Origin of the sequence: Pseudomonas sp. PD9R (assembly GCF_019200975.1) — a bacterium.
GTDB lineage: Bacteria > Pseudomonadota > Gammaproteobacteria > Pseudomonadales > Pseudomonadaceae > Aquipseudomonas.
Genome location: NZ_JAHTMR010000006.1, coordinates 89,982 through 113,539, shown reverse-complemented (window position 1 = coordinate 113,539; position 23,558 = coordinate 89,982). Strand labels below are relative to the sequence as shown.

The window sequence follows — 23,558 nt, the reverse complement described above, 5'->3', positions numbered from 1 at the left end:
AGTATCAAGGGAGAAACACTATGTACTTGACGCCACAGCACGTACTGCTTGCCGGAGCCACCGGTTTGACCGGTGAACATCTGCTCGACCGTTTGCTCAATGAGCCAACGATTACGCGGGTTCTGGCACCCTCACGCCGGCCACTGGTCAAGCATCCCCACCTCGAAAACCCGGTCGGCGACCCGACGGTATTTCTGCCGCAGTTGAACGGCCGCGTCGACATCGCCTACTGCTGCCTGGGCACCACCATCAAGCAGGCGGGCTCGGAAGAGGCGTTTCGCGCGGTGGACCTGGACATGGTGGTGGCCTTCGCCAAACGTGCCCGGGAGATGGGCGCCCGGCACCTGATCGTGATCAGCGCCTTAGGGGCTGATCGCAGATCGCCGATTTTCTACAACCGGGTCAAAGGCGAGATGGAACACGCATTGCGGGCCCAGGACTGGCCGCAACTGACCATTTGCCGGCCCTCGTTGCTGCTGGGCGAACGCATCGAGCCACGCTTGGCGGAGAAAGTCGCCGGTCCGCTGTCACGCTTGATCCCCGGCAAGTACCATGGCATCGAAGCTTGCCAAATGGCCCGCGCCATGTGGCGATTGGCGCTGGAAGAACAGGATGGGGTGCGGATTGTCGAGTCGGATGAGCTGAGGAAACTGGGCAAATAAGATCAAAAGATCGCAGCCGGCGGCAGCTCCTACATGATTCCTTGTAGGAACTGCCGCCGGCTGCGATCTTTTGATTTTTACAAACCACCCGTCGCCTGAAAATTCACCCCCAACACCGTCAGCACCGACAACGGCAAAAGCAGCGTATCAAGCAGCGCGCTGGCCGGCAGGTCGACGCCAGGATAGCCTGGCGCTTCGGCACCGAAACGGTCCTTGGCACAGCAACCACCGTTCATCGCGTACAGATCCAGCCGTGTTCCCGAGTACACCACCGGCGCTCCGGGTTTGGCGGCATCCAAGGTGCGCGCAGTCGCGCACCCTGCCAGCTGCAAGGCCAGCAGAATCGTCAGCAGCTTATTCATCGCTGGTCAGATGGTGTTCGCCCCAACGCGGCAGCATGTCTTGCGGAATGTTCAGCAGGTTGAGAATCCGCGCGACGACGAAGTCGATCAGGTCGTCAATGGTTTGCGGCTGATGATAGAAACCTGGCGATGCCGGCAGAATTGTCACACCCATGTTCGACAGCTTGAGCATGTTTTCCAGGTGAATGCTCGAATACGGCGCTTCACGCGGCACCAGAATCAGCTGGCGGCGCTCCTTCAACGTCACGTCGGCGGCGCGCTCGATCAGGTTGTTGCAAGCCCCCGTCGCAATCGCCGACAAGGTGCCCGTGGAGCATGGCACCACCACCATCGCGGCGGGCGAACCAGAGCCCGAGGCTACCGGTGACATCCAGTCCTCCTTGCCGTACACACGAATCTGCCCGGCAGCAGCGCCGGTGTATTCCGTGAGGAAGGCCTGCATCATCTGCGGTTTGGCCGGCAGCGTGACGTCAGTTTCGGTGGCCATTACCAGTTGCGCCGCCTTGGAAATCAAGAAGTGCACTTCACGGTCTTCGCGCACCAGGCAGTCGAGCAGGCGCAACCCGTACTGAGCGCCGGAAGCGCCAGTCATCGCCAGCGTAATGCGGTCCGGGCCGTTGTTCATTTGAGCGCCTCGGCGAGTTTGCCGTGCAGGCCGCCGAAGCCGCCGTTGCTCATGATCACCACATGTGTGCCGGGCTGAGCCTGACTTTTCACGCGTTCAATGATGCCTTCCAGCGAATCGCTGACAATCGACGGCACGGTGCATAGCGCCGCGGTAGCGCCCAGATCCCAGCCGAGGTTGGCCGGTGCATACCAAATCACCTGATCGGCATCGACCACGCTTTCCGGCAAACCATCGCGATGAGCGCCAAGTTTCATGGAGTTGGAGCGCGGTTCGATGATCGCGATCAACGGTGCATCGCCAATGCGCTTGCGCAGGCCGTCGAGTGTGGTGGCGATGGCGGTCGGGTGGTGAGCGAAATCGTCATAAATAGTGATGCCACGCACTTCCGCGACTTTCTCCATCCGGCGCTTCACGCTCTTGAACGCGCTCAACGCGGCGATGCCCATGGACGGCACCACACCGACGTGACGTGCGGCGGCCAAGGTAGCCAGTGCGTTGGCGACGTTGTGCTGGCCGGTCATGTCCCACTCGACCACGCCCTGGGAAACACCTTCGAACATCACCTCGAACTTCGAGCCATCTTCACTGTGCAGTTTGACCTGCCATTGACCGCCGGCGCCGGTGGTTTGCACCGGAGTCCAGCAGCCCATCTCGATCACGCGCTGCAACGCGGGTTCGGTGGTCGGGTGAATCACCAGGCCTTCGCTCGGGATAGTCCGTACCAAGTGGTGGAACTGCCGTTCGATGGCTGGCAGATCGGGGAAGATATCGGCGTGATCGAACTCCAGGTTGTTCAAGATCGCCGTGCGCGGGCCGTAGTGCACGAACTTGGAGCGCTTGTCGAAAAATGCGCTGTCGTATTCATCGGCTTCGATTACGAAAAACGGTGTACCGCCCAGACGCGCCGACACCGAGAAGTTCTGCGGTACGCCACCGATCAGGAAGCCCGGGCTCATGCCTGCGTGCTCCAGCACCCATGCGAGCATGCTGCTGGTCGTGGTCTTGCCATGAGTGCCGGCGACGGCCAGCACCCAGCGACCTTGCAGCACGTGATCGGCCAGCCATTGCGGGCCGGAGACGTAAGGCAGGCCTTTGTTCAATACGTATTCGACTGCCGGATTACCACGCGACATGGCATTGCCGATCACCACCAGATCGGGTGCCGGGTCCAGTTGCGCCGGGTCGTAACCTTGGGTCAACTCAATGCCCTGAGCCTCAAGCTGAGTGCTCATCGGCGGATAGACGTTGGCATCGGAGCCCGTCACGTGATGGCCCAGCTCTTTGGCCAGAACCGCCATCGAACCCATGAAAGTGCCGCAGATACCAAGAATATGAATGTGCATAGTCGACCTCGTAAAACATGGCCGCAGGTTAGCTTAGGGAGGGGAAAATCGCACCTTTGTTTCGGGCTGATGCAGAACCTGCAGGAGCGAGGCTTGCCCGCGATGAACGATAACGCGGTCATTCAGGCAGGCCCTGACGCCGCCATCGCGGGCAAGCCTCGCTCCTGCAGGAACCGGTTCACCTAGCGGGCAATCCCGTGTTTGCGCAGTTTCCGATAAAGGGTGTTACGACTCACACCCAGCTGTTCAGCCGTATGCGTCATATGCCACCGCGTATGTTCCAGCGCATTCAACAGCGCCAGCCGCTCGGCATCTTCCAGCGGATGCTCGGACGGCTCTTCAATGGCCTGCACCGCAGCTACCGGCCGGGCCTGGCGAATCATTGCTGGCAAATCTTCCAGGCCGACCCGTCCGCCTTCACACAACGCCGCCAAGGTACGCAGCACATTGCGCAACTGCCGAACGTTGCCCGGCCAGGCAAAGCCCAATAATGCCTGCCGTGCCGGCCCGTCAATCAGCACGGTTTCCCCGCCTGCCTCTTCGGCCAGTAAAAAGTCCAGCAACTGCGATTTGTCACTGCGCTCGCGCAATGCCGGCAGCGCCACCTCCAAACCGTTGAGTCGGTAATACAAGTCTTCACGGAAGCTGCCATCCTCAACCCGCTCCAGCAGATTGCGGTGCGTGGCGCTGATGATCCGCACGTTGACCGACTCCGGCTCGCCGCCAATCGGCACCACCTGGCGATCTTCCAGCACCCTCAATAGACGCGTCTGCAAGGCCAAGGGCATATCGCCGATTTCATCGAGGAACAAGGTCCCGCCATCTGCCTGCTGCAACTTGCCGCGCATGCCTTCCTTGCGCGCGCCGGTGAAACTGCCGCCGCGATAACCGAACAACTCGCTTTCGATCAGGCTTTCGGGGATAGCCGCACAGTTGAGGGCGACGAAGGCTTTGCCGGCCCGCTGACTGGCGTGGTGTACGGCTTTGGCGAAGGCTTCCTTACCCGAACCGGTTTCGCCGTTGATCAGCAATGGCACGTCCCGTTCATACACTCGCAGGGCTTTGCGAAAATCCGCCTGCAACGCGGCATCACCCAGGCAGATACCGGACAACTGCGTACGCTGTTCAACCACTGGACTTGGCGCCAATGACACCGGCGCGCGGCGAGCTTGTCCACGCAACACGGCAAACAGGTTGCGCCCGTCACGGGTGCGCAGCGGCCAACTGGCGCTGGCATTGACGCTGGCGCGACCAAGCAGTTCATCCAGCGCGCAATCGAAAAACGCCTCCACCGGTTTACCCAGCAACCCACCGCGAACATGCCCCAGCAGGTTCAGCGCACTTTGGTTGACCGCGCAGATCCGCCCTTCCCCGTCGAACGCCAACAGCCCTTCGCTGAACAGCCCGACGGACTCGGCCTGCAGATGAAAACGCAGCAACCATTGATTGTCGAAATAACGCAGGAAATAACAGCTCTCGATCATCTTCGCCGAAAGATTGACCAACGCCATGGTATGGAACTGGCTCTGCCGCGACATTTCATGCCGCGCCGATGAAACGTCGAGCACCGCCAGCAGCTCGCCGTGCGGGTCGAACACGGGGCTGGCCGAGCAGGTCAGGCCGGTGTGGCGGCCGCGAAAGTGCTCATCCTGATGGATAGTCAGCGACTGGCGCTCCACCAGGCACGTGCCGATGCCATTGGTGCCTTCGCAGGCTTCGCTCCAGTCGGCTCCGAGCCAGAGACCGGCGCGTTCAAAAATCTTCCGTTCGGTGGGTGCGGTCACGCAATTGAGGATCACGCCACGAGCGTCGGTCAGCAACACCGCATGGCCAGCCCCGGAAAGCTGCTGATGCAGGCTGGTCATTTCATTGCCGGCGATCTGTAGCACTTGCTGCAGGCGTTCGCGGCTTTCGAGGACGCGACCATGCTCCAGCACCGTCGGCGCCATGGTCAGCGCCGGATCAAGGTGATAGTCCTCAAGACAGCGCAGCCAGGAACGGGCAATGGACGGATCGCTGCCGGGACCGTGCAGGTGGGTTTTCCCCTGAGTGACGGTCAAGACTTGCTGGGCATGGCGACTCAAATGGTTGTCGTGCATTTCTTATTATTCTCCCCGAAAGGTGTACACGGCCCTGTAGGAGCTGCCGAAGGCTGCGATCTTTTGACCTTGCTGATTCGAGATCAAAAGATCGCAGCCTTCGGCAGCTCCTACGGTCCATCACAGGCACCGAGCATCCTCCAGCCATCCATGCTTTGCAATGCCGGCGAGACCGACCCGTCACACGCTGTGCCAGAAGCAGTACAAACTGTCACCAAGGCTGTACCGAAACCGTCACAGACAGAGTCCGTCGGTCCGACAAAAACCGCGTAAGGCCTTGATTTGCCTGACCTGCAAGGCAGTGGCCCGGCCTTTGCTCTACGCTTAAAGCAAGCGCACATGCGCGTCTTCCTAATAAGTACAAAAGCCAAGGAGAACCCACCATGCGTTACGCTCACCCCGGTACTGAAGGCGCTATCGTTTCGTTCAAAGCCAAATACGGTAATTACATCGGCGGCGAGTTCGTCGCGCCTGTCAAAGGTCAGTACTTCACCAATACTTCGCCAGTCAATGGCCAACCGATTGCCGAATTCCCGCGCTCCACAGCCGAAGATATCGACAAGGCCCTGGACGCTGCCCACGCCGCTGCCGATGCCTGGGGCGCCACGTCTGCCCAGGCGCGCTCGCTGGTGCTGCTGAAAATTGCCGACCGCATCGAGCAGAACCTCGAACTGCTGGCAATCACTGAATCCTGGGACAACGGCAAAGCCGTTCGCGAAACCCTCAACGCCGACATCCCGCTGGCTGCTGACCACTTCCGCTATTTCGCCGGTTGCATTCGCGCCCAGGAAGGCAGCGCTGCCGAGATTGATGGCAACACCGTGGCCTATCACATTCACGAACCACTGGGCGTGGTCGGGCAGATCATCCCGTGGAACTTCCCGATCCTGATGGCGGCCTGGAAACTCGCCCCGGCCCTGGCTGCCGGTAACTGCGTAGTGCTCAAGCCTGCCGAGCAAACCCCGCTGGGCATTACCGTACTGATGGAACTGATTGGCGACCTGCTGCCGCCAGGCGTGCTGAACATTGTGCAAGGCTTCGGCAAAGAAGCTGGCGAAGCCTTGGCCACCAGCAAACGCATTGCCAAGATCGCCTTCACCGGCTCGACCCCGGTCGGCTCGCACATCATGAAATGCGCCGCTGAAAACATCATTCCGTCCACCGTGGAGCTGGGTGGCAAATCGCCGAACATCTTCTTCGAGGACATCATGAAAGCCGAACCGTCCTTCATCGAGAAAGCGGCCGAAGGTTTGGTGCTGGCGTTCTTCAACCAGGGCGAAGTCTGCACCTGCCCGTCCCGCGCACTGGTTCAAGAGTCGATCTACGACGAATTCATGCAAGTGGTCATGAAGAAAGTCCTGCAAATCAAACGTGGAGACCCGCTGGACACCGACACCATGGTTGGCGCCCAGGCATCCGAGCAGCAATTCGACAAAATCCTTTCGTACCTGGAAATTGCCAAGGGCGAAGGTGCCGAGCTGCTGACCGGCGGTAAGGTGGAAAAACTCGAGGGCAACCTGGCGTCCGGCTATTACATCCAGCCGACCTTGCTCAAGGGCACCAACAAAATGCGTGTGTTCCAGGAAGAAATCTTTGGCCCGGTGGTGAGCATCACCACCTTCAAGGACGAAGCCGAAGCCCTGGCCATCGCCAACGACACCGAGTTCGGCCTGGGTGCCGGCCTCTGGACCCGCGACATCAACCGCGCCTATCGCATGGGCCGCGCCATCAAGGCCGGTCGTGTGTGGACCAACTGCTACCACCTGTACCCGGCACACGCCGCGTTCGGTGGTTACAAAAAGTCCGGCGTCGGCCGTGAAACCCACAAAATGATGCTCGACCACTATCAGCAGACCAAAAACCTGCTGGTGAGCTACGACATCAATCCGCTGGGTTTCTTCTAACCCAGCGCGTAACGGCCATCGCGGGCAAGTCTTGCCCGCGACGGCATCTCCAGGCTGACACAACACAAATGCCCTGGCCGTTCCTGGCACGGGCATTGCCTATTTTTATCCGGGTTTGCTCGCACACGGCCCTTGTAGGAGCTTCCAAAGGCTGCGATCTTTTGATCTTGCCTTTTTAAAGAGCACGATCAAAAAATCGCAGCCTTCGGCAGCTCCTGCAGGGGAATTGCTTTCAACCAGGAGGACACCGCCCCATGGCCGCATTTGCCCATACTGTCGGCGCCCAGACCTATCGCTTCGACAACCTCAAAGAGGTGATGGCCAAGGCCAGTCCGGCGCGCTCAGGGGACTTCCTGGCGGGTGTCGCCGCGCTCAACGATGGTGAGCGTGTGGCCGCACAGATGGCTTTGGCCGACATTCCATTGAGCCACTTCCTACAGGAAGTACTGATTCCTTATGAAGATGATGAAGTCACCCGACTGATCATCGACACCCACGACAAAAACGCCTTTGCCGTGGTCAGCCACCTCACGGTCGGAGGTTTTCGTGACTGGCTGCTCAGCGACGCCGCCGACGAAACGGTCCTGCGCGGCCTCGCCCCCGGCCTGACCCCGGAAATGGTTGCCGCCGTATCGAAGATCATGCGCGTGCAGGATCTGGTGCTGGTGGCTCAGAAAATCCGTGTGGTCACGCAGTTCCGTGGCACCCTCGGCCTGCGCGGCCGCCTGTCCACGCGCCTGCAACCCAACCATCCCACCGACGAACCGGCCGGCATTGCCGCCAGCATTCTCGACGGCCTGCTGCACGGCAACGGTGATGCAATGATCGGGATCAATCCGGCCACCGACAGCATCGCCTCAATCTGCGCGATGCTGGAAATGCTTGACGCGATCATTCAGCGCTACGAAATCCCGACCCAGGCTTGCGTGCTGACCCACGTCACCACGTCGATTGAAGCGGTAAATCGCGGTGTACCGCTGGACCTGGTGTTCCAGTCGATCGCCGGCACCGAAGCGGCGAATGCCAGTTTTGGTATTAATTTGAACGTGTTGAAGGAAGGGTACGACGCCGGGTTGAGCCTCAATCGCGGCACGCTGGGCCAAAACCTGATGTATTTCGAAACCGGCCAGGGTAGCGCTCTGTCGGCCAACGCCCACCATGGCGTCGATCAACAGACGTGTGAAACCCGGGCCTACGCGGTGGCGCGACATTTCAACCCGTTCCTGGTGAACACCGTCGTAGGATTTATCGGCCCGGAATACCTCTACAACGGCAAACAGATCATCCGCGCCGGCCTTGAAGACCACTTCTGCGGCAAGCTCCTGGGCGTACCGATGGGTTGCGACATTTGTTACACCAACCATGCCGAGGCCGACCAGGATGACATGGACACCCTGCTGACCCTGCTGGGCGTGGCCGGGATCAACTTCATCATGGGCATCCCCGGCTCCGACGACATCATGCTCAATTACCAGACCACCTCGTTCCACGACGCGCTTTATGCCCGCCAGACCCTGGGCCTCAAGCCTGCGCCGGAATTCGAGCAATGGCTGGCGAAAATGGGCATTTTTACCCAGCCGGACGGCAAGGTGCTCTTCGGCAACGGCCTGCCGCCCGCCTTTCGCCAAGCATTGGCGCAATTGGGATGAGTGTTGACATGGAAAAAATACCCTTCGATCCGCACAACCCCTGGCTGGAACTGCGACGCCTGACACCGGCGCGAATTGCTTTGGGCCGTACCGGCACTAGCATGCCTACCCGCGCACAACTGGACTTCCAATACGCCCATGCCCAGGCGCGGGACGCGGTGCATTTGCCATTTGACCATGTGGCACTGCGCTCGCAACTGACTGAACGCGGTCGTGACAGTATTCTGCTGCACAGCGCAGCGATCGACCGCAACAGTTACCTGCAGCGCCCCGATCTGGGGCGAAAATTAAGCGAGGCGTCCGCACAAATCCTGCGCGATTACACCGCGGCCCATCCTGGCGGAGTCGATCTGGCCATCGTGGTCGCCGATGGCTTGTCGGCATTGGCGGTTCATCGTCACACGCTACCGTTTCTGGCGCGGCTGGAAGAACAGGTCAACGCCGAAAACTGGTCCGTAGCCCCGGTGATATTGGTGGAACAGGGGCGCGTTGCAGTGGCCGACGAAATCGGCGAGCTGTTAGGCGCAAAAATGACAGTGATTCTGATAGGAGAACGCCCTGGCCTCAGCTCGCCAGACAGTCTGGGTTTATATTTCACCTACAATCCCAAAGTCGGCCTGACGGATGCCTACCGCAACTGCATCTCCAATGTGCGCCTCGAAGGGCTGAGTTACGGCATGGCGGCACACCGTTTGCTGTATTTGATGCGTGAGGCCTGCCGGCGCCAGCTTTCAGGGGTCAATCTGAAGGACGAAGCGCAAATTCAGACGCTGGATTCGGATATGAGGGCGGATATGAAAGGTAATTTCCTACTCGGCCCGCCGGATGGATGAATCGCTTCCGCATTGCACTTTCGTTCCATTTTGAGGCAGGATCGACGCACGGCTGCCAGTGAGTACCCTTTGCCGCCAGAGCACGTGAAGACAGCCACTTGAAGACGAGACCTACCATGCGGATTATTCAAGCGACCCTCGAACACCTGGACCTGCTGACCCCGTTGTTCGTCAAATATCGCGAGTTTTATGGTTCCCTGCCGTATCCGGACTCGTCCCGGGCGTTTCTCGAGAAACGCCTGCGTCGCAAGGAGTCGGTGATTTACCTTGCACTGTCTGATGACGACAAAAACAAACTGATGGGTTTTTGTCAGTTGTACCCAAGCTTTTCGTCGCTTTCGCTGAAGCGCGTGTGGATCCTCAACGACATCTACGTCGCCGAAGATGCCCGTCGTCAGTTGGTGGCCGACAACCTGATCCGTACTGCGAAGAAAATGGCCAAGGAAACCAACGCCGTGCGCATGCGCGTTTCCACCAGCAGCAACAATGAAGTCGCGCAGAAAACCTACGAATCCATTGGGTTCAAGGAAGACACCGAGTTCAAGAACTACGTGTTGCCGATCAGCGACGAGTTGTAGGCGTTTCAAAAAGATCGCAGCCTTCGGCAGCGCCTACAGGAGCAAGGTTTGTCCCAGCCAATGTAGGAGCAGCTGAAGGCTGCGATCTTTTCGTCAATACACCACGACATCCCCCGCTACAAACTCGACGCTCTTTTCACTTATCAGCCCGTATAATCCCGATCTTTCCGGCTTGTAAGAAAAACTACCCCTACCCGTAGTCTTACGCGAAGTCATCCGCACAGGCCTGCTGAGTCGGGCCGCTAACACAGGTGCCCCCATGGATTTCAACTTGATCGACATTGTCCTGCATCTCGATGTGTACCTCGACATGCTCGTAACCAACTACGGGGCCTGGATCTACGCCATTCTGTTCATGGTGATTTTCTGTGAAACCGGCCTGGTGGTGATGCCTTTCCTGCCGGGCGATTCCCTGCTGTTCATCGCTGGTGCCGTGGCGGCTGGTGGAGGCATGGACCCGGTGCTGCTCGGCGGCCTGCTGATGCTGGCGGCGATTCTTGGTGATAGCACCAACTACATCATCGGACGAACGGCTGGCGAAAAGCTGTTCAGCAATCCGAATTCGAAGATTTTCCGCCGCGACTACCTGCAACAAACCCACGATTTCTACGACAAGCATGGCGGCAAAACAGTAACCCTGGCGCGCTTCCTGCCAATTATCCGTACCTTTGCACCGTTCGTCGCTGGCGTAGGGAAAATGCCATATCCGCGTTTCTTCGCCTTCAGCGTCTTCGGCACCATCCTGTGGGTTGGTGGTCTGGTCACCCTCGGGTACTTCTTCGGTAACGTACCGTTCATCAAGAAAAACCTTTCGTTGCTGGTGGTCGGCATCATCCTGTTGTCACTGGTACCGATGATTATCGGCGTAGTCCGCAGCCGCTTGGGCGGCTCGAACTCCAAAGCCGAATCTCGCTGATTCACGATGTGGTCCCTGAGCGCCTGGCGACGCCAGCGCACCCTGGCCAAGCACCCGATTGCCGACGACATGTGGCAGCGGGTGCGTCATCACTTGAGTTTTCTCGATGGCATCAGTGCCGCCGAAGACCGATGGCTGCGTGAAGCCTGCGTGTTGTTCCTGCAAGACAAACACCTGACCGCCCTGCCCGGTGTCGAATTGCATCAGGAGCAACGTCTGCTGCTTGCCGCCCAGGCGCAATTGCCGTTGTTGCACCTCGGCGACCTGAACTGGTATCAGGGTTTTCACGAAATCATCCTTTACCCCGACGACTTTCTCAGCCCGCAGCGTCATCGCGACGCCAGTGGTGTCGAGCACGAATGGGACGGCGAGCACAGTGGTGAAGCCTGGCAGCAGGGCCCGATCATCCTTGCCTGGCCCGGCGTCATGGCCAGCGGCGGCTGGGAAGGCTACAACCTGGTGATCCACGAACTGGCGCACAAACTCGATATGCTCAACGGTGACGCCAATGGCCTACCGCCATTGCATGCCGACATGCGGGTCAGCGACTGGGCCAAGGTCATGCAAGAAGCCTACGACGACCTCGACCGACAACTGGAGCGCAACCCGGAAGCCGAGACCGCAATAGATCCTTACGCCGCCGAGAATCCGGGCGAGTTCTTCGCGGTCACCAGCGAATACTTCTTCAGCGCCCCGGATTTGCTGCATGAGGCTTATCCTCCGGTCTACGAACAGCTGAAGTTGTTCTACCGCCAGGACCCGCTGGCGAGGCTCAGGCAACTTCTCGCCGACGACCCTGTCTATCAGGCACATGACTAAGGTCTACAGGACCTGCGGTGCATAGCAACGTTGGCGGAATATGCCTATAATCGCCGCCACTTTTTGGTCAATCCGGCCAAGTGTTTTTGGTCAACTAACGGGGGCAACGCCCAATGAGCTACAGCAAGATTCCGGCTGGCAAAGACCTGCCGAACGACATCTACGTCGCGATCGAGATTCCGGCCAACCACGCGCCGATCAAATACGAAATCGACAAAGACAGCGATTGCCTGTTCGTTGACCGTTTCATGGCCACCCCAATGTTCTACCCGGCCAACTACGGTTACATCCCGAACACCCTGGCGGACGACGGTGATCCCCTCGACGTACTGGTTGTAACCCCTTACCCGGTTGCTCCAGGTTCGGTGATCCGCGCACGTCCAGTCGGCATCCTGAACATGACCGACGACGGCGGCGGCGATGCCAAAGTCATCGCGGTTCCGCACGACAAGCTGTCCCAGTTGTACGTCGACGTGAAGGAATACACCGACTTGCCACCGCTGCTGATCCAACAGATCGAGCACTTCTTCGCGAACTACAAAGATCTCGAAAAAGGCAAATGGGTGAAGATCGAAGGCTGGGCCGGCGCAGACGCTGCCCGCGAAGCGATCACCAAGTCGGTTGCGGCCTATAAAGGCTAAGAGCAGTCGCGAGCTTCAGGCGGCAAGCCTCAAGAGAAACCCCGGTTGATCCGGGGTTTTTTGTGGGCGCTTGCAAAGCAGCTTAAACAGCTCGTTTAACACCCTGCCATTGAGTTGTTTTTTGTTTAATTTTCCCTGAAAGCGTCTTACATCCCGTCTTAAATTTCCGCCGATTTTGAACGGTTCGTTGATTCAAAGCCTTATTGCGCGCCAGTAGACTCGCGCTTATGAAAAACAACAAATCCAGCGGTCCTCGGTTCAAAGCGCTTCTTGGGATAGCGAATATCACCACAACAGGATTTGCCGAGTTCTTGAACACGGCACCACAAAATGTGCACAACTGGTACACCCGCGGCGTGCCTGCTCACTGCATGGAAGAAGTCGCCAGAAAACTGTCCGTGAACAGTGACTGGCTAAAAACTGGAGAAGGCCTGAAAGACGCCAAGCATCTGCGCCTGGCCGATGAGTCTGGCAACATCTTCGACGCCCAGGCCATTCGCGGCGTTTATACCGTGATTGAGCCCACCGATCTTGACTTGCCGTTCTACAAGGAGGTTCCTACGGCAGTCGGCTCTAACAAAACTCACGTTGTCGAGGACCGCGAAGAATCCATCCGCCTTCCTCGCAGTCACCTCGATTCCCTGGAGATCAACCACACTGACGCCATCTGCGCCCGCATGGTCGGCAACAGCATGGCCGAGAAGATCGAAGACGGCTCCACCATTGCTATCGACCGGGGCCTTACGCAAATCATCGACGGCCAGATCTACGCCATCGAGCACGACGGCATGCTTCGTATCAAATACCTGCATCGAGTCCCGGGTAACGCATTGCGGATGCGCAGCCACAACAGCGCCGAGTATCCAGACGAGATTCTCAGGCGCGAACAAATCGAAGAGCAGAACTTCAGGGTATTGGGCTGGGTGTTCTGGTGGTCGACACTGAACAAGCGCAGACCGGAAGTGCCGTTCCTGTAACGCCGAGGCGTCTTTTTCGCGAGCAAGCCCGCTCCCACAAGGATTACGCGATCCTTGTGGGAGCGGGCTTGCTCGCGAATGCTTTGCAACATTCAACCTACATCTCGACCCCGTCAGCAGACCCGCAACGATCGGATAGCTCTACAACGCACACCATGCTGGGAATTTCCCCAAAAAATCAGTATGCTGCGCCCCACATTTGCGCATCGACCCGCTCCGCGGCTCATGATCGCACCGACAAGGCAGATGATTTTCTCGCTGAGTCCCACAGCCGGACGCAAGATCCGGGTGTACGTTTTGAAGGCTGGCGCGGTTTACCAAAAATGATCCAAGCCAGTCCCCGAGAAGCCGGCCACAAGCCGGCTTTTTAATGCCTTTCAGAAAACCCGTATTGATTGACAGCAACGCAGCTGATTTAAAAGCCACCGCTTGAATCGGTACAGAGCGTTCCGATCGCAGTGCACTTTTTATGGCCTGCGTCTTCTATCAATATCCGCACCGAAATAGCGGCGAACGCACCCCCGAAAAAGCAAAAAGGGAAAGCAAGCATGAGCGATACCCCAATTAATCAGAGCATGCCACTCGATGGCTATGGCGATTGGCTGGTGGACCTCAAGGGCCGTATTCATAATGCCCAGCAGCGCGCCAATTTGATGGTGAATCGTGAACTGGTGTTGATGTACTGGCAGTCTTCCTCCGTTGCGTCATCAAACGCCAGTTCGCGCCCGTGGAAGGTCGCTCAGGTGCCCAGTTACCATTTGTGATGGGTTGCCAAGGGAATCCCTATACTTTTACGGATAACTAAACCCCTTAACCAGCGTCAACTCCCCCACCGCCCGCATCGGCACCAGAAACGTTTCCATCTTCTCGCTCGGCGTCCCCTCTTCGGTAATTACCGTCACCTGCGCGGTGGTCAGCGGTTGTACCGCGTCTTCCTGCCCTTCTTCATCACTGCGATAGCCGCCGCCAAAGTAGTTCACATACACCAGATACTGACCCTTGATCGGCGCCGGCATGGCGAAGATTTCCGGGCCATAGCCGGTTGTGACATCGACATCCAGTGTGGCGCCGTTAGGGGCGACGCGGTCGCCGTACCAGATATGCGCGCCGTCGGGGGTGATGAGGTGGAGGTCCAGGTCGGTGTTGTCGCTGTCCCAGGCCAGCAACACGCGCAATTTGGCCGGAGTAGCGCCGCCGCTGGTGTTGAGGAATTGCGTGCGGTGGCGTTGCTGGCCATCGGGGCTGCGCACTTCCACGCTGTTGCTGCCGTTGGGGAATGAGAACGGTCGGTCGAAGCGGCCGGCGGCGTCGATCTTCAGGGGCATGCTGACGCCGTTGACTACCAGGCGACCAGGCTCAGCCGATTTGGGCGTAGTTTTGATCTGGCCGCTGATGCGCGCGGTGTTGGCCTGGCCTGCCGGGGTGTTTACCGAAGAGGCCGGGTAGTTGACGGTCTGACGGAAGTTTTCGCCCTCGCCTTCGGCCGCACCGGTTCGCCAGCCGCCTGCGGGAGTATCGAGCTTGATGCTGTCGGCGGCGATAACCGGCGTTAACGCGGCAACCGTGCAAAGCATCAGCAAGACCTGTGGGTAACGGAGTGTCATGGTCTATTCCAGCAAGAGGTGGCGGGCGAGCCCTTCGATGTAGGTTTCGTCCTGGCCATTGGGGTGTGCTTCGAAGGCCAGGTGCAGGTATTCGTGGGTCAGGTCGAGACGGTCTTGCAGCGAGAGCACGCCGCGCACGTAGATCCGCTGGCGTTCGCGGTCGACATAAGGGCGGCCGAAGGCCAGGCGGCACACGGCGAAGGTGCTGACTTCGTTGTAGCCGGCTTCGCTCTCAAGGCGTGAGCGCCAGCCCTGACGTTGCTTTTGCAGCCAGTCTTGCGCCGCGGGCAATGCTTCGCAGGAGGCCACCGGATTGTCCCACCGACTGAGGCTGGCGCGCGGATAGGCGTGCAGCAGGATGGCGTCGTACCGCTGGCCGGCCTTGGCCTGTTCGACCGCTTGCTGCCAGGACAATCTGTCCGGGCCGGGTTGGTCGGAGTGGTAAGTGACGGGGCTGCCGGCCAATACCAGATCGCTGGTCCACGCAGCGATGTTGCGGGCTTCGGCGCTGGCCGGCCGTGGTGCGACGCGCTGACGGCTGCTGCTGTCATCGATGCTCAGGCAGTCGCCATTGCGCGTGGCGTTTTGCAGCAAGTAGGTGCGGATGGCCACGGCCAGGGCTTTGGCGGCTTCGACGGGTTCGGGGGTGGCTTCGCGCTGCAGCACGCGGGCGACGTATTCTTCGCGATCCAGGCGGGCGATGAGCTTGTCGTTGAGTAAAAACAGTTCGCCATCGCTATGGATATCGAGCTGATTACCGTTGGCGAATTCGACGCGGTAATCGCCCTGCAAAGGACCGGATCCCAGAACGCGATCCCCCGTCAGCACTCGCTTCAATGGATGACGCGAGAACAGGCTGACCTCAACACATTTTCCCGCTTCGGCCGGCCATGACGACGGCAAAACAGTCGCCAGCGCCGGACCATAATTGCGCAAAACCATCTGACTGGTCCCACGTCCACCAGCCCAGATCGGCGTACCGTCCGCCGTCCATCCGGCGAATCCGCCCTGACGTGACGACGGATCCTGATCCCCCAACCAGCTCCAGGTTTTCACCCGCAAGCCGCTGCCAAGTTCACCGACCGCATTACCGTCGGCAGCATTCAACAGCACATCCAGCAGCACGCGCCGGGCCTGATCTTGCGCCGGTATCACCGTCAACATGCGCAACAACTCAACCACCGAAACCCGGGTGGCGGGCTTTAATGACGGTAAATTCAGCAACCACTCCGGCGCTTGCCGCGCCTGCCAATAGGCTCGCCAATCCGCGCTGGATATACCCAACCGCGCCGGTTCAAAATACAACCCGCAGGATTTCACCAACGCCTGATCGCGCTCGATCTTGCCGCCCGCCGTGCAGCAATAAACTTCCTCTTTCGATTGCCCACGACATTCATAAGCCGGTTCGCGAGCGGCGGTGTCCACCAACCAGCCGTAGACAAACAGCTTCCACACACTGCCCAACGGCGTCTGCACGGTGTCGGGCAATGGCTCACGCGATAGCAACTGAGTGCGGTTCAAGGACAGCAACTCTCCCTTGTAGGCCACGCGCAGCGGTTCGTCCTGCGCCGTGACCAGCGCGGGGACCAAACACAGCAGCCAACAGATCAGCAACCGATGCATGTCAGTGGACCGTGACCTGACCGAGCGCAGGCTTCTGTTCCTGGGCTTGATGCTGTGGCGCGTACACCTGAGTGAAACGCACTGGCGGCAGGTTGAACTGGCCTTTCTGCGAGAAACGCACCAGGTGACGCAGGCGCAATTCGCCACTCAACGCATCCACCGGTACCGCATAGGCCAATTGTCCCGGCTCGAAACGTGCCTTCTCCAGCGCCGTTGGCTCGGTACCGGCCTTGCCCATCAGCTTGATGCCCCACGTGGTGCGCTCAACGTCGGCGCCCGGTGGCAGCGGCACTTCGAGCATGCCGTAGCGCAGCGGTTTGCCGGCCTTGCTGGTGAGGATTACTTCGTCCAGGTACAGGCTGTCACTGGACAACGGCGTGTTGCCGACCGGCTCCAGTTTGAAGGTGAATGCTTCGTCACCCGGCACCAGTCGCGACAGGCGACGGGTGATGGTCACGGCCATCGGATCGGCTGCCGGTTGCTTGGTCTGGTAACTCAGCGCGGCACGGAGCGGCCGTTCTTGGCTGCCGGTCACCGACAACACCGCCGGCACCGGCGAAGAACCCTGCCACGTCCAATACGTTTCACCGGTATCACCGTGTTCTTTTTTCCAGCCGTCACCCGGTGCCAGTGCGATGGTGGGCGAGGCCTGTTCGATGCTGCGTTGCAGCCAGGTCAGCGCCAGCGCCCGTTCCAGAGTCGACTGCTGTGGCAGCAAGCGCTGTAACAACGTCGACGCGCGGGCCTGATCGAAAGGTTGCAGCGACAGGTTCAACGCTTCGGCAAATGGCTGTGAGCTGACGGCCAAACGTTGTTGCGCATCGGCCAGTTGCCGGTTGAATGCGTCCGGCAACGCGACTTTCGATTGCTTGGCCAGGGCTGTGGTCAGTACCCGAGCCGCGGCCAGACCCAACGCCGAATCCGGATCGTTAATGACGATACTGTCTTCGCCATCGTCCATCAGGTTCGCGGCATTGCCCTCGCCCGCTTTTGCCAAATCCTCCATCAAACCGCTGAGCAAGGTATTCACCGGCAACTGCATTTGTTTGGCGAACGACAAAATCAGCGCGCGTTGCAACAGCGGCGTGTTTTTCGCCTGTTTGGCGTAGACCTCCAACACCCGCTGCCAATGCTCCGCAGGCAAGCTCAATTCCAGCACTTTGCTGGCGTGCCAGTCAGCGTAATAGGCATAAGCGGTGAGGAATGCATCCGGTTCGCCGTCCATGCCCCACCAGGTAAAACTCGCCGAAGGCCCGGCCATTTGCACCAGACGCAAGCGGCTGTTCTGCATGATCAGGCGCAAGCGATCGCGCACTTGTGGGTTCGACGACAGGGTTGGATAGGCGATGCTCAGTGGCAGCAGTTGACTGGCCGTTTGCTCGACGCCGCCATACGGATAGCTCAGCAAATCATCGAGGGCCGAGCGGAACAGCGCCTGCGGGCTGTCATCCAGACGCAAGCGAATATCCGTGGCGTCTGCCGGCAGCGTCAGCGGCGTATCCCCGCTCGCCACGTCCAGGCTTTGACTTTGCGTGACCTGCCAACCGTCACCGGTTGCAGTCAGTTGCACCGCCAACGCATCAGCGATTTTACCGTCCTGCACCAGTTCGGCGGTCCACTCGCCATTCGCCAACGTGAACGCCGGCAACGGGACGTAGTTAATGCCGCTGTTAAGCGTAACGGGAACGCGCTGATCATTGCCCGCGTAATGAATCACCAACTCTGCCTTCACCGGGTTCTCTGCCTGACTGAAAGCAAACACACCGAGATCCGGCTTGTCGCCCGCGCGGAATTTGCTTGGCCCGCTCCACTTGAGGTACAGCGGTTTATCCGAACGCACGAACTGCTTCTTCTGCCCGACCTGTCCGTCATCGGCGATAGCCCGGGCGGTGATGCGCCAGCGGGTCAGTGAGTCGGGCATTTTGAAAGTGAAACGGGTTTTACCGCTGGCGTCGGTCAACAATTCCGGTTGCCACGCGGCGGTGTCGACGTCCTCTCGACGCGGCCGCTCCAGCACTTTTACGCCGCGTTCACTGCGGTTGGCTTTGCCGGGCGCGCCCGGGCTACCCGGTAGTGCAACGTCATAGCTGATGAACGACAGACTGGCGCTGGTGCGCACGTTGTTGCGGCGCGGATGGTAGAAAAACTGGTCGATGGTTGGCGCGACTTCCGGTTGCAGCGCGTAAATCATTTCGTCGACCACGCTGACCGTCAAATGCGCCGGAATCGGCTTGCCGGCGAACAGCGTCGTCAGGTCTACCGACACCGTATCGCCGGGCTGATAGGTCTCTTTGTCAGTCGCGATGGCCACATCGATTTGCGGCGTAATCACCCTGATGCCGGCGTTCTGAAAACTGTATTGACCGCCCTTGGTGTACAGCACCGAGAAGGTCAGGTTCGGCGCGAAGCGGTCCTTCACCGCAATGCGCGCGCGGTACTGGGTGTCGCTGAGTTTTTCCATCTTCAGCCAGTCGCCGCCCTTGGACAGCAGCGCCGTAGCTTCGACTTTGTCGCGTTCCAGCGACAGCAGCGCATCGCTGATCGGCTCGGGGAACGTGATCAATGCCAGCACTTCATCACCGGCCTTGTACTCGGGTTTGTCGAGGACGATTTCCACGGTGCCGGGTACGGCTTTTACGCCTTCTCCGGTGACTGAATGACCGGTCCCACCGAGGGTTCGACCATGGTCATCCCTGAGCGTCAGGTTGTAGGTGCCAGGCCTTTCGAAGGCCAACGTGAAGCCCTTGTCGCTGGCGGCAAGCTTGCCTTCGCCGGTGCTCTGATCCTCCAGTCGTACCCAACCGTAGCTGCTCGGCGTGATCGATTTTTGCTCTGCAGCGTTTTCATTCGCGTAGCTGAACACGACCTTATCGCCCACCGCACTGAAACGTTGCGGCGCGCCAAGACGGAAGTTCGCGGCACCACGGTCGATGAGGATTTCCTTGGTGGTCTTGACCCGATACGCCGCACCATCGCTGGCGAATACCGTGAGCATGTAACGGCTCGGTTTCTCGGCGGCTGGCAGGTCCAGAGTGGCGTTACCCTTGGCATCGGTGGTCAGTTCGGTGCTGGTCAACTCCACAGGAAATTGCCCGAGGTATTGCAGTTCGTTGTCGACCATCGACAGTTGCTGGGCGCGCAAGCTCAGACTCAATTTGGCGTTGGCCACCGGTTTGCCGTCCGGGTACAGCAGCACCAGGCTGCCTTGCACCGGTTCGCCCGTGCGGTAATCCTGCTTGGCCAGATTCAGCGAAATTTCGAAATGCGGCTTGATGTATTCGGCCACGCGAAAGGCGCTGCTGTAGGCCTGATCCTTGTAGCTGAAGCGCAATTCATAACCGCCGGCCACGGCGTTGTCCGGCAGCTGGAATCGGCCTTGGGTGCCAGCCTTGGAATCGAGTTTCAAGTCCAGGCTTTGCAGTGCCGTGCCGGTCGCATCCAGCACGGTCACGTTGACGTCGGCAGCCGTTGGTTGCACCGAATCCCGGGCGTTTTTGAACTCGCGGCCGACGATTTTCAGCGACACCCAATCTCCCGGCCGATACAACGGCCGGTCGGTGAACGCATAGAGTTTGGTGTCATAGATTTCGCTGTCGTAGTAGAAGTTTTCCGAGACGAATACACCGCCCTCTTCGTCCTCGCCGATCAGGAACGAACGCTCGGGGCTGACGTGTTTCAGGCGCAGCAAACCATCGGCATCGGTGGCACCGCTGCTCATTACGCCGAGGCCATCGGTCCACAGCACATTGACCTTCGGCACTGAACTGCCTTCGTGTTTGCGCGCGGCCCAGACCAGCAATTCATCGCCAGCAATCTTGCTCACGGCCACGGTGTTGGAGACGAAAACCATGGTGGTCGCACGGTACTTGCCGATCAGCGCTTCCACCAGATACAGGCCCGGTTTCAGGTTGCCCAACGGGATATACACGTTGCCCGGCGCGACACTGACGAACTCACTGGAAGACCCGGCCAGATTCACGCCCTCGGGCGGCTGGATCGGCTTGGCTTGCCACAGCGGATAACGGAATTGGCTCACCACTGGCAAACCTGGAATCAACGCGAATTGCGGCTGCGCATCGTAGGGCGTTGGCGCCGCAATGGCGGCGCCCATCTTCAGTTCCGGTACTTGCTCGGTGACTTGTTTACGCGACTCGAAGGAGAACGCCCGCTGCATCACCCGTCGGGATTTGCGATACCAGTTGTCCCACAAATAAGCGAGGGTGTTGGACAGGCCTTCGCCCTTGAACTGGCCGTCACTGACCACCCGGTGCAGGTTCTTCTGGCGCTTGAGGAAATCCAACGGTTTGTCGATGCGATACACCCGAATATCGGCACCACCGTAAGGCTCCATGCGGAACCGGCGATAGTCGCGACCCGGCGCTTCGAGACGTACCATCGCTTGCTCGTCACTGGCGAAACTGCTGTCGGCCAGCAGGAAAAAACTTTCACCGGCCACCGGCGTGTAGCCGCTCGGCTCGACCGTATCTTCGGCATTGGCCGCCGAGAAAGGCAGCAGCAATACCAACAAAAGAGGCAGAAAACGCAACATGCGGGCACCGATCATTGGGAGAGAAAATTCAGTCGATAGACGCCGATGAAGTTGGGGTTGGCTGCATCGGGTATCCATCGGGTGTCCTTCCATGTCATGAGTTGCTGCAGGCTTGCGGAGCGCATGCCGTTGTCGGTGGGGGTGGTAGTGCCGGTGTGATAGGCGATGTAGCGGCCCATCCAGATCATCAGGTGCTGGTCGTCGCCCTGATCGAAAAACATCAGGTCGCCGGGCCGGGCTTGCGCCAGATCGCGGCCGACCAGATGACTGTTGAACTGAATCAGTTTGATCGCGTTGACGTACGGCCCGACCTTGCCGCCGCCCTGCTGCCATTGCTGGGCGAGGCCGCGTTGCGCCTCGCTCAGTTGCAGCTCTGGCGGCAGATAACGGTTGGACAGGCCATTGCTGCGCAGCCATTTGTCGTCGTGGACTTTCAGCGCTTCGTTGGCGGCAAAACGTACCAGGCCCGCGCAGTCCTGCTGATACCAGCGCGGGCTCGGACCTTGGGTCAGTTGTTCCTGGGCGATGCGCACGAACCAGGCACGGAACACCTGGGATTGCTGCACGTCCAGCGGCGGTGTATCAGTGGCAAAGGCTCGGGTGCCCAGTAGCAACGCCAGCAGGCCGAGGCCTCGGATAAGTGCTGTCACAGGGCTTTCCATTCCAGCGGCAGCCACTGCCAGTGGCCATCGGGTTCGCTGCCTTCCGGCAAGGTCAGGGCGTATTTGCCGTAGCCGCCGAGCTTGCGCAGTTTCGGGATCAGGTAGGTTTGCGCGGCGTTATAGAACACCGGTTCCATGTCCTGCGGCAGGCTGTCGAGGGTTTCCTGTTGCATCAGTTGCGCCATCGAATCCGGGCCGAAGTAGACCGGCATCAGCAGGTCTTTCGGCACCACGTCGGCCATCGGCGGGAATCGTTTGTCGAGAGTACCGAGGGCCTTGTCCACCAGCTTGTCGTCGAGGGAGAACAGCAGCGTCGAACCGTGGCGCGCCAGGCTGACTTTCATGAACGCCTTGCCGGTGATGGTGTCCGGGTCCTCGGCATCCTTGGCTTTGTAAGGGCCGAAGTTGGAGCTGACCTGGCGCTGCCATTGGTGGGTTGGGCCGTCCTGTTTCTCGACCACCGGGAATGCGTGCTCTTCGATGTTGCCTTCATAGGCGCCGACCATCGAGCCGAACAGATTGCCCAGGTCGCCGTCGAGTTTGGCGCTGTCATCATCGTTCAGACTGGCCACCAGCAACGGCGTGTACAACCGCGAATCGGCGTACCAGCACAGGCCGGCGGCACCGGCCATGTGTTCGGTCAGGGCTTGGGCTACAGACTCTTCAGCGCCGAGTTTCACCAGCAGCGGTTTCTGTTGTTCGGCGGCGAGCGGCAAGGCGACACAAGCACTGGCGCCCATCGGCATGGCTTGCCAGATCGGCTTGAAATCGAAGTCCGGCTGGTCGTCCAGTTCGTCCATGGCGAGGAAGCTGTGCCAACCCTTGTCGTCCATGTCGAAACGCAGCCCGGCGAAGTTCGGTATGAAGCGCTGATAACCCATGGCCAGGACGCTGGCATTGACCGACAGACGCTGTTTTACCTCAGGCGTGCGCGGTGGCAGGCCGAAGGCTTCGGGGAAGAGTTTGTCACCGTTAAGCAAGGCGGCGATGGCCTTGGTCGAAACGCTGCCTGTCTCTTCCGATGAACCGCTTTCCGGATCGTAGAGTTTGGTCGGATTGGACAGCACCACCAGTTTGTCGCCATGAGAGGCGAACAGCAGCGCTTTGCTGTGGTTGTAGGTGAGTTGATAAAGCGGCACCACATCGCCGGCAACTTTGATTTCAGCCAATTGGGTCAGCTGCGAATCATCCAGCGCTACTTTCGCCAGCGGCTCCAGCACCTTGGCCAGACCACCGCGATCCATCACCAACAAAAAGTCTTTCAGGCGACCATCCGCCCCACGCCACAGCGCCACGTCTGCCGGTTGATCGAAGAGCTGCTCGATCAAACTGTCCTGCAACTTCAGGTCATGTTCGTAAATAATCCGCCGCAAACTGCCGATCAAACCGAGACGATCCGCATGCGCTTCGTAATAGAAGACGAAATCTTCGGTCAGGGTTTCCTTGAGGAACGGCACCGCCAGCAAGTCCTTGGGCAATTGGCTCAAGGAATGGGTTTCGAGCAGACCGTCCGGCCGGCTCATGCCCAGTTTGTCGCTGGCCAACGCCGCCGGCGGCGCCTTGGGTTTGTGCATGAACCAGCCCAAACCGCCCGCCACGCCGGCCACCAGGACCAACCCGACCAGCAGCGCCGGCCAGCGGCGAGGAGTTTTGGCTGCAGGCGTTTCGGCCGCCGGAGAAACAGTGTTATCGCTCATGTTCACAAAGCC

Annotated in this window: 19 protein-coding genes; 10 read left to right on the top strand and 9 right to left on the bottom strand. The window is 59.5% G+C overall.

What is annotated here, in order from left to right; translation table 11 throughout:
• The first annotated feature begins 20 nt into the window (after positions 1-20).
• Positions 21-662 carry an oxidoreductase gene (locus KUF73_RS14290; RefSeq protein WP_218438637.1) on the top strand — a complete coding sequence of 214 codons (642 nt, stop codon included), beginning with the start codon at positions 21-23 and terminating at the stop codon, positions 660-662.
• Positions 663-739: 77 nt separating this feature from the next.
• On the opposite strand, the gene KUF73_RS14285 is transcribed toward KUF73_RS14290, so the two are convergent.
• The 4 genes from KUF73_RS14285 to KUF73_RS14270 form a co-directional block, all read right to left on the bottom strand.
• On the bottom strand, positions 740-1,024 hold the full coding sequence (locus KUF73_RS14285; protein WP_218438635.1) for a YceK/YidQ family lipoprotein: 285 nt from the start codon (positions 1,022-1,024) through the stop codon (positions 740-742).
• Entirely contained in the window at positions 1,017-1,649 is a 633-nt protein-coding gene (gene ubiX, locus KUF73_RS14280) for a flavin prenyltransferase UbiX (RefSeq protein WP_095941968.1), read from the bottom strand. Before ubiX ends, KUF73_RS14285 begins: the two co-directional genes overlap by 8 nt.
• The gene (mpl, locus tag KUF73_RS14275; RefSeq protein ID WP_218438634.1) at positions 1,646-2,995 is read right to left on the bottom strand and encodes a UDP-N-acetylmuramate:L-alanyl-gamma-D-glutamyl-meso-diaminopimelate ligase; all 1,350 of its coding nucleotides are present in this window, start codon (positions 2,993-2,995) and stop codon (positions 1,646-1,648) included. Before mpl ends, ubiX begins: the two co-directional genes overlap by 4 nt.
• A 182-nt stretch (positions 2,996-3,177) precedes the next feature.
• Positions 3,178-5,094 (bottom strand): sigma-54-dependent Fis family transcriptional regulator, encoded by a 1,917-nt coding sequence (locus KUF73_RS14270; RefSeq protein WP_218438633.1) that lies wholly within the window; start codon positions 5,092-5,094, stop codon positions 3,178-3,180.
• A gap of 383 nt (positions 5,095-5,477) precedes the next feature.
• On the opposite strand from KUF73_RS14270, the gene KUF73_RS14265 reads away from it, so the two are divergent.
• The 9 genes from KUF73_RS14265 (at position 5,478) to KUF73_RS14225 (ending at position 14,175) form a co-directional block, all read left to right on the top strand.
• A complete protein-coding gene (locus tag KUF73_RS14265; protein ID WP_218438632.1) occupies positions 5,478-6,998 on the top strand; it encodes an aldehyde dehydrogenase family protein in 1,521 nt (506 codons plus the stop codon).
• A 254-nt stretch (positions 6,999-7,252) separates the two neighbouring features.
• Positions 7,253-8,647, top strand: a complete 1,395-nt coding sequence (locus tag KUF73_RS14260) for an ethanolamine ammonia-lyase subunit EutB (protein WP_218438631.1) — start codon at positions 7,253-7,255, stop codon at positions 8,645-8,647.
• A gap of 8 nt (positions 8,648-8,655) precedes the next feature.
• Positions 8,656-9,480, top strand: coding sequence for an ethanolamine ammonia-lyase subunit EutC (gene eutC / locus KUF73_RS14255; protein ID WP_218438630.1), 825 nt, complete (start codon positions 8,656-8,658; stop codon positions 9,478-9,480).
• 116 nt (positions 9,481-9,596) lie between these two features.
• Complete coding sequence (locus KUF73_RS14250) at positions 9,597-10,058, top strand: N-acetyltransferase (protein WP_218438629.1); 462 nt, start codon at positions 9,597-9,599, stop codon at positions 10,056-10,058.
• 259 nt (positions 10,059-10,317) lie between these two features.
• The gene (locus KUF73_RS14245) at positions 10,318-10,974 is read left to right on the top strand and encodes a DedA family protein (RefSeq protein WP_218438628.1); all 657 of its coding nucleotides are present in this window, start codon (positions 10,318-10,320) and stop codon (positions 10,972-10,974) included.
• A gap of 6 nt (positions 10,975-10,980) precedes the next feature.
• On the top strand, positions 10,981-11,793 hold the full coding sequence (locus KUF73_RS14240; protein WP_218438627.1) for a zinc-dependent peptidase: 813 nt from the start codon (positions 10,981-10,983) through the stop codon (positions 11,791-11,793).
• Between the two features lie 113 nt (positions 11,794-11,906).
• Positions 11,907-12,434 carry an inorganic diphosphatase gene (ppa, locus tag KUF73_RS14235; protein ID WP_003205933.1) on the top strand — a complete coding sequence of 176 codons (528 nt, stop codon included), beginning with the start codon at positions 11,907-11,909 and terminating at the stop codon, positions 12,432-12,434.
• A gap of 227 nt (positions 12,435-12,661) precedes the next feature.
• Entirely contained in the window at positions 12,662-13,411 is a 750-nt protein-coding gene (locus KUF73_RS14230; RefSeq protein WP_218438626.1) for a S24 family peptidase, read from the top strand.
• A gap of 548 nt (positions 13,412-13,959) precedes the next feature.
• Positions 13,960-14,175 (top strand): hypothetical protein, encoded by a 216-nt coding sequence (locus tag KUF73_RS14225; RefSeq protein ID WP_371135470.1) that lies wholly within the window; start codon positions 13,960-13,962, stop codon positions 14,173-14,175.
• 27 nt (positions 14,176-14,202) lie between these two features.
• Here KUF73_RS14225 and KUF73_RS14220 read toward each other — a convergent pair whose 3' ends face one another.
• Genes KUF73_RS14220 through KUF73_RS14200 form a run of 5 tightly spaced genes read right to left on the bottom strand, consistent with a single transcriptional unit; the run spans position 14,203 to position 23,546 of the window.
• Positions 14,203-15,015, bottom strand: a complete 813-nt coding sequence (locus KUF73_RS14220; protein ID WP_218438625.1) for a YfaP family protein — start codon at positions 15,013-15,015, stop codon at positions 14,203-14,205.
• A gap of 3 nt (positions 15,016-15,018) precedes the next feature.
• Positions 15,019-16,638, bottom strand: a complete 1,620-nt coding sequence (locus tag KUF73_RS14215; protein WP_218438624.1) for a DUF2300 domain-containing protein — start codon at positions 16,636-16,638, stop codon at positions 15,019-15,021.
• A 1-nt stretch (position 16,639) separates the two neighbouring features.
• A complete protein-coding gene (locus KUF73_RS14210) occupies positions 16,640-21,202 on the bottom strand; it encodes an alpha-2-macroglobulin (RefSeq protein ID WP_218438623.1) in 4,563 nt (1,520 codons plus the stop codon).
• The gene (locus tag KUF73_RS14205) at positions 21,199-21,849 is read right to left on the bottom strand and encodes a DUF1175 domain-containing protein (RefSeq protein ID WP_218438622.1); all 651 of its coding nucleotides are present in this window, start codon (positions 21,847-21,849) and stop codon (positions 21,199-21,201) included. Before KUF73_RS14205 ends, KUF73_RS14210 begins: the two co-directional genes overlap by 4 nt.
• Positions 21,834-23,546 carry a DUF2138 domain-containing protein gene (locus KUF73_RS14200; RefSeq protein WP_218438621.1) on the bottom strand — a complete coding sequence of 571 codons (1,713 nt, stop codon included), beginning with the start codon at positions 23,544-23,546 and terminating at the stop codon, positions 21,834-21,836. The genes KUF73_RS14205 and KUF73_RS14200 overlap by 16 nt, the downstream gene beginning before the upstream one ends.
• Positions 23,547-23,558 lie beyond the last annotated feature (12 nt).

Excerpts from the sequence above, each read along its gene's own strand:
- KUF73_RS14290 (WP_218438637.1), top strand. The coding sequence starts at position 21 with ATGTACTTGACGCCACAGCACGTACTGCTTGCCGGAGCCACCGGTTTG.
- KUF73_RS14220 (WP_218438625.1), bottom strand. The coding sequence starts at position 15,015 with ATGACACTCCGTTACCCACAGGTCTTGCTGATGCTTTGCACGGTTGCC.
- KUF73_RS14215 (WP_218438624.1), bottom strand. The coding sequence starts at position 16,638 with ATGCATCGGTTGCTGATCTGTTGGCTGCTGTGTTTGGTCCCCGCGCTG.
- ppa (WP_003205933.1), top strand. The coding sequence starts at position 11,907 with ATGAGCTACAGCAAGATTCCGGCTGGCAAAGACCTGCCGAACGACATC.
- KUF73_RS14240 (WP_218438627.1), top strand. The coding sequence starts at position 10,981 with ATGTGGTCCCTGAGCGCCTGGCGACGCCAGCGCACCCTGGCCAAGCAC.
- KUF73_RS14250 (WP_218438629.1), top strand. The coding sequence starts at position 9,597 with ATGCGGATTATTCAAGCGACCCTCGAACACCTGGACCTGCTGACCCCG.
- KUF73_RS14205 (WP_218438622.1), bottom strand. The coding sequence starts at position 21,849 with ATGGAAAGCCCTGTGACAGCACTTATCCGAGGCCTCGGCCTGCTGGCG.
- KUF73_RS14200 (WP_218438621.1), bottom strand. The coding sequence starts at position 23,546 with ATGAGCGATAACACTGTTTCTCCGGCGGCCGAAACGCCTGCAGCCAAA.
- KUF73_RS14225 (WP_371135470.1), top strand. The coding sequence starts at position 13,960 with ATGAGCGATACCCCAATTAATCAGAGCATGCCACTCGATGGCTATGGC.
- KUF73_RS14230 (WP_218438626.1), top strand. The coding sequence starts at position 12,662 with ATGAAAAACAACAAATCCAGCGGTCCTCGGTTCAAAGCGCTTCTTGGG.
- eutC (WP_218438630.1), top strand. The coding sequence starts at position 8,656 with ATGGAAAAAATACCCTTCGATCCGCACAACCCCTGGCTGGAACTGCGA.
- ubiX (WP_095941968.1), bottom strand. The coding sequence starts at position 1,649 with ATGAACAACGGCCCGGACCGCATTACGCTGGCGATGACTGGCGCTTCC.
- KUF73_RS14270 (WP_218438633.1), bottom strand. The coding sequence starts at position 5,094 with ATGCACGACAACCATTTGAGTCGCCATGCCCAGCAAGTCTTGACCGTC.
- KUF73_RS14285 (WP_218438635.1), bottom strand. The coding sequence starts at position 1,024 with ATGAATAAGCTGCTGACGATTCTGCTGGCCTTGCAGCTGGCAGGGTGC.
- KUF73_RS14210 (WP_218438623.1), bottom strand. The coding sequence starts at position 21,202 with ATGATCGGTGCCCGCATGTTGCGTTTTCTGCCTCTTTTGTTGGTATTG.
- KUF73_RS14265 (WP_218438632.1), top strand. The coding sequence starts at position 5,478 with ATGCGTTACGCTCACCCCGGTACTGAAGGCGCTATCGTTTCGTTCAAA.
- KUF73_RS14260 (WP_218438631.1), top strand. The coding sequence starts at position 7,253 with ATGGCCGCATTTGCCCATACTGTCGGCGCCCAGACCTATCGCTTCGAC.
- KUF73_RS14245 (WP_218438628.1), top strand. The coding sequence starts at position 10,318 with ATGGATTTCAACTTGATCGACATTGTCCTGCATCTCGATGTGTACCTC.
- mpl (WP_218438634.1), bottom strand. The coding sequence starts at position 2,995 with ATGCACATTCATATTCTTGGTATCTGCGGCACTTTCATGGGTTCGATG.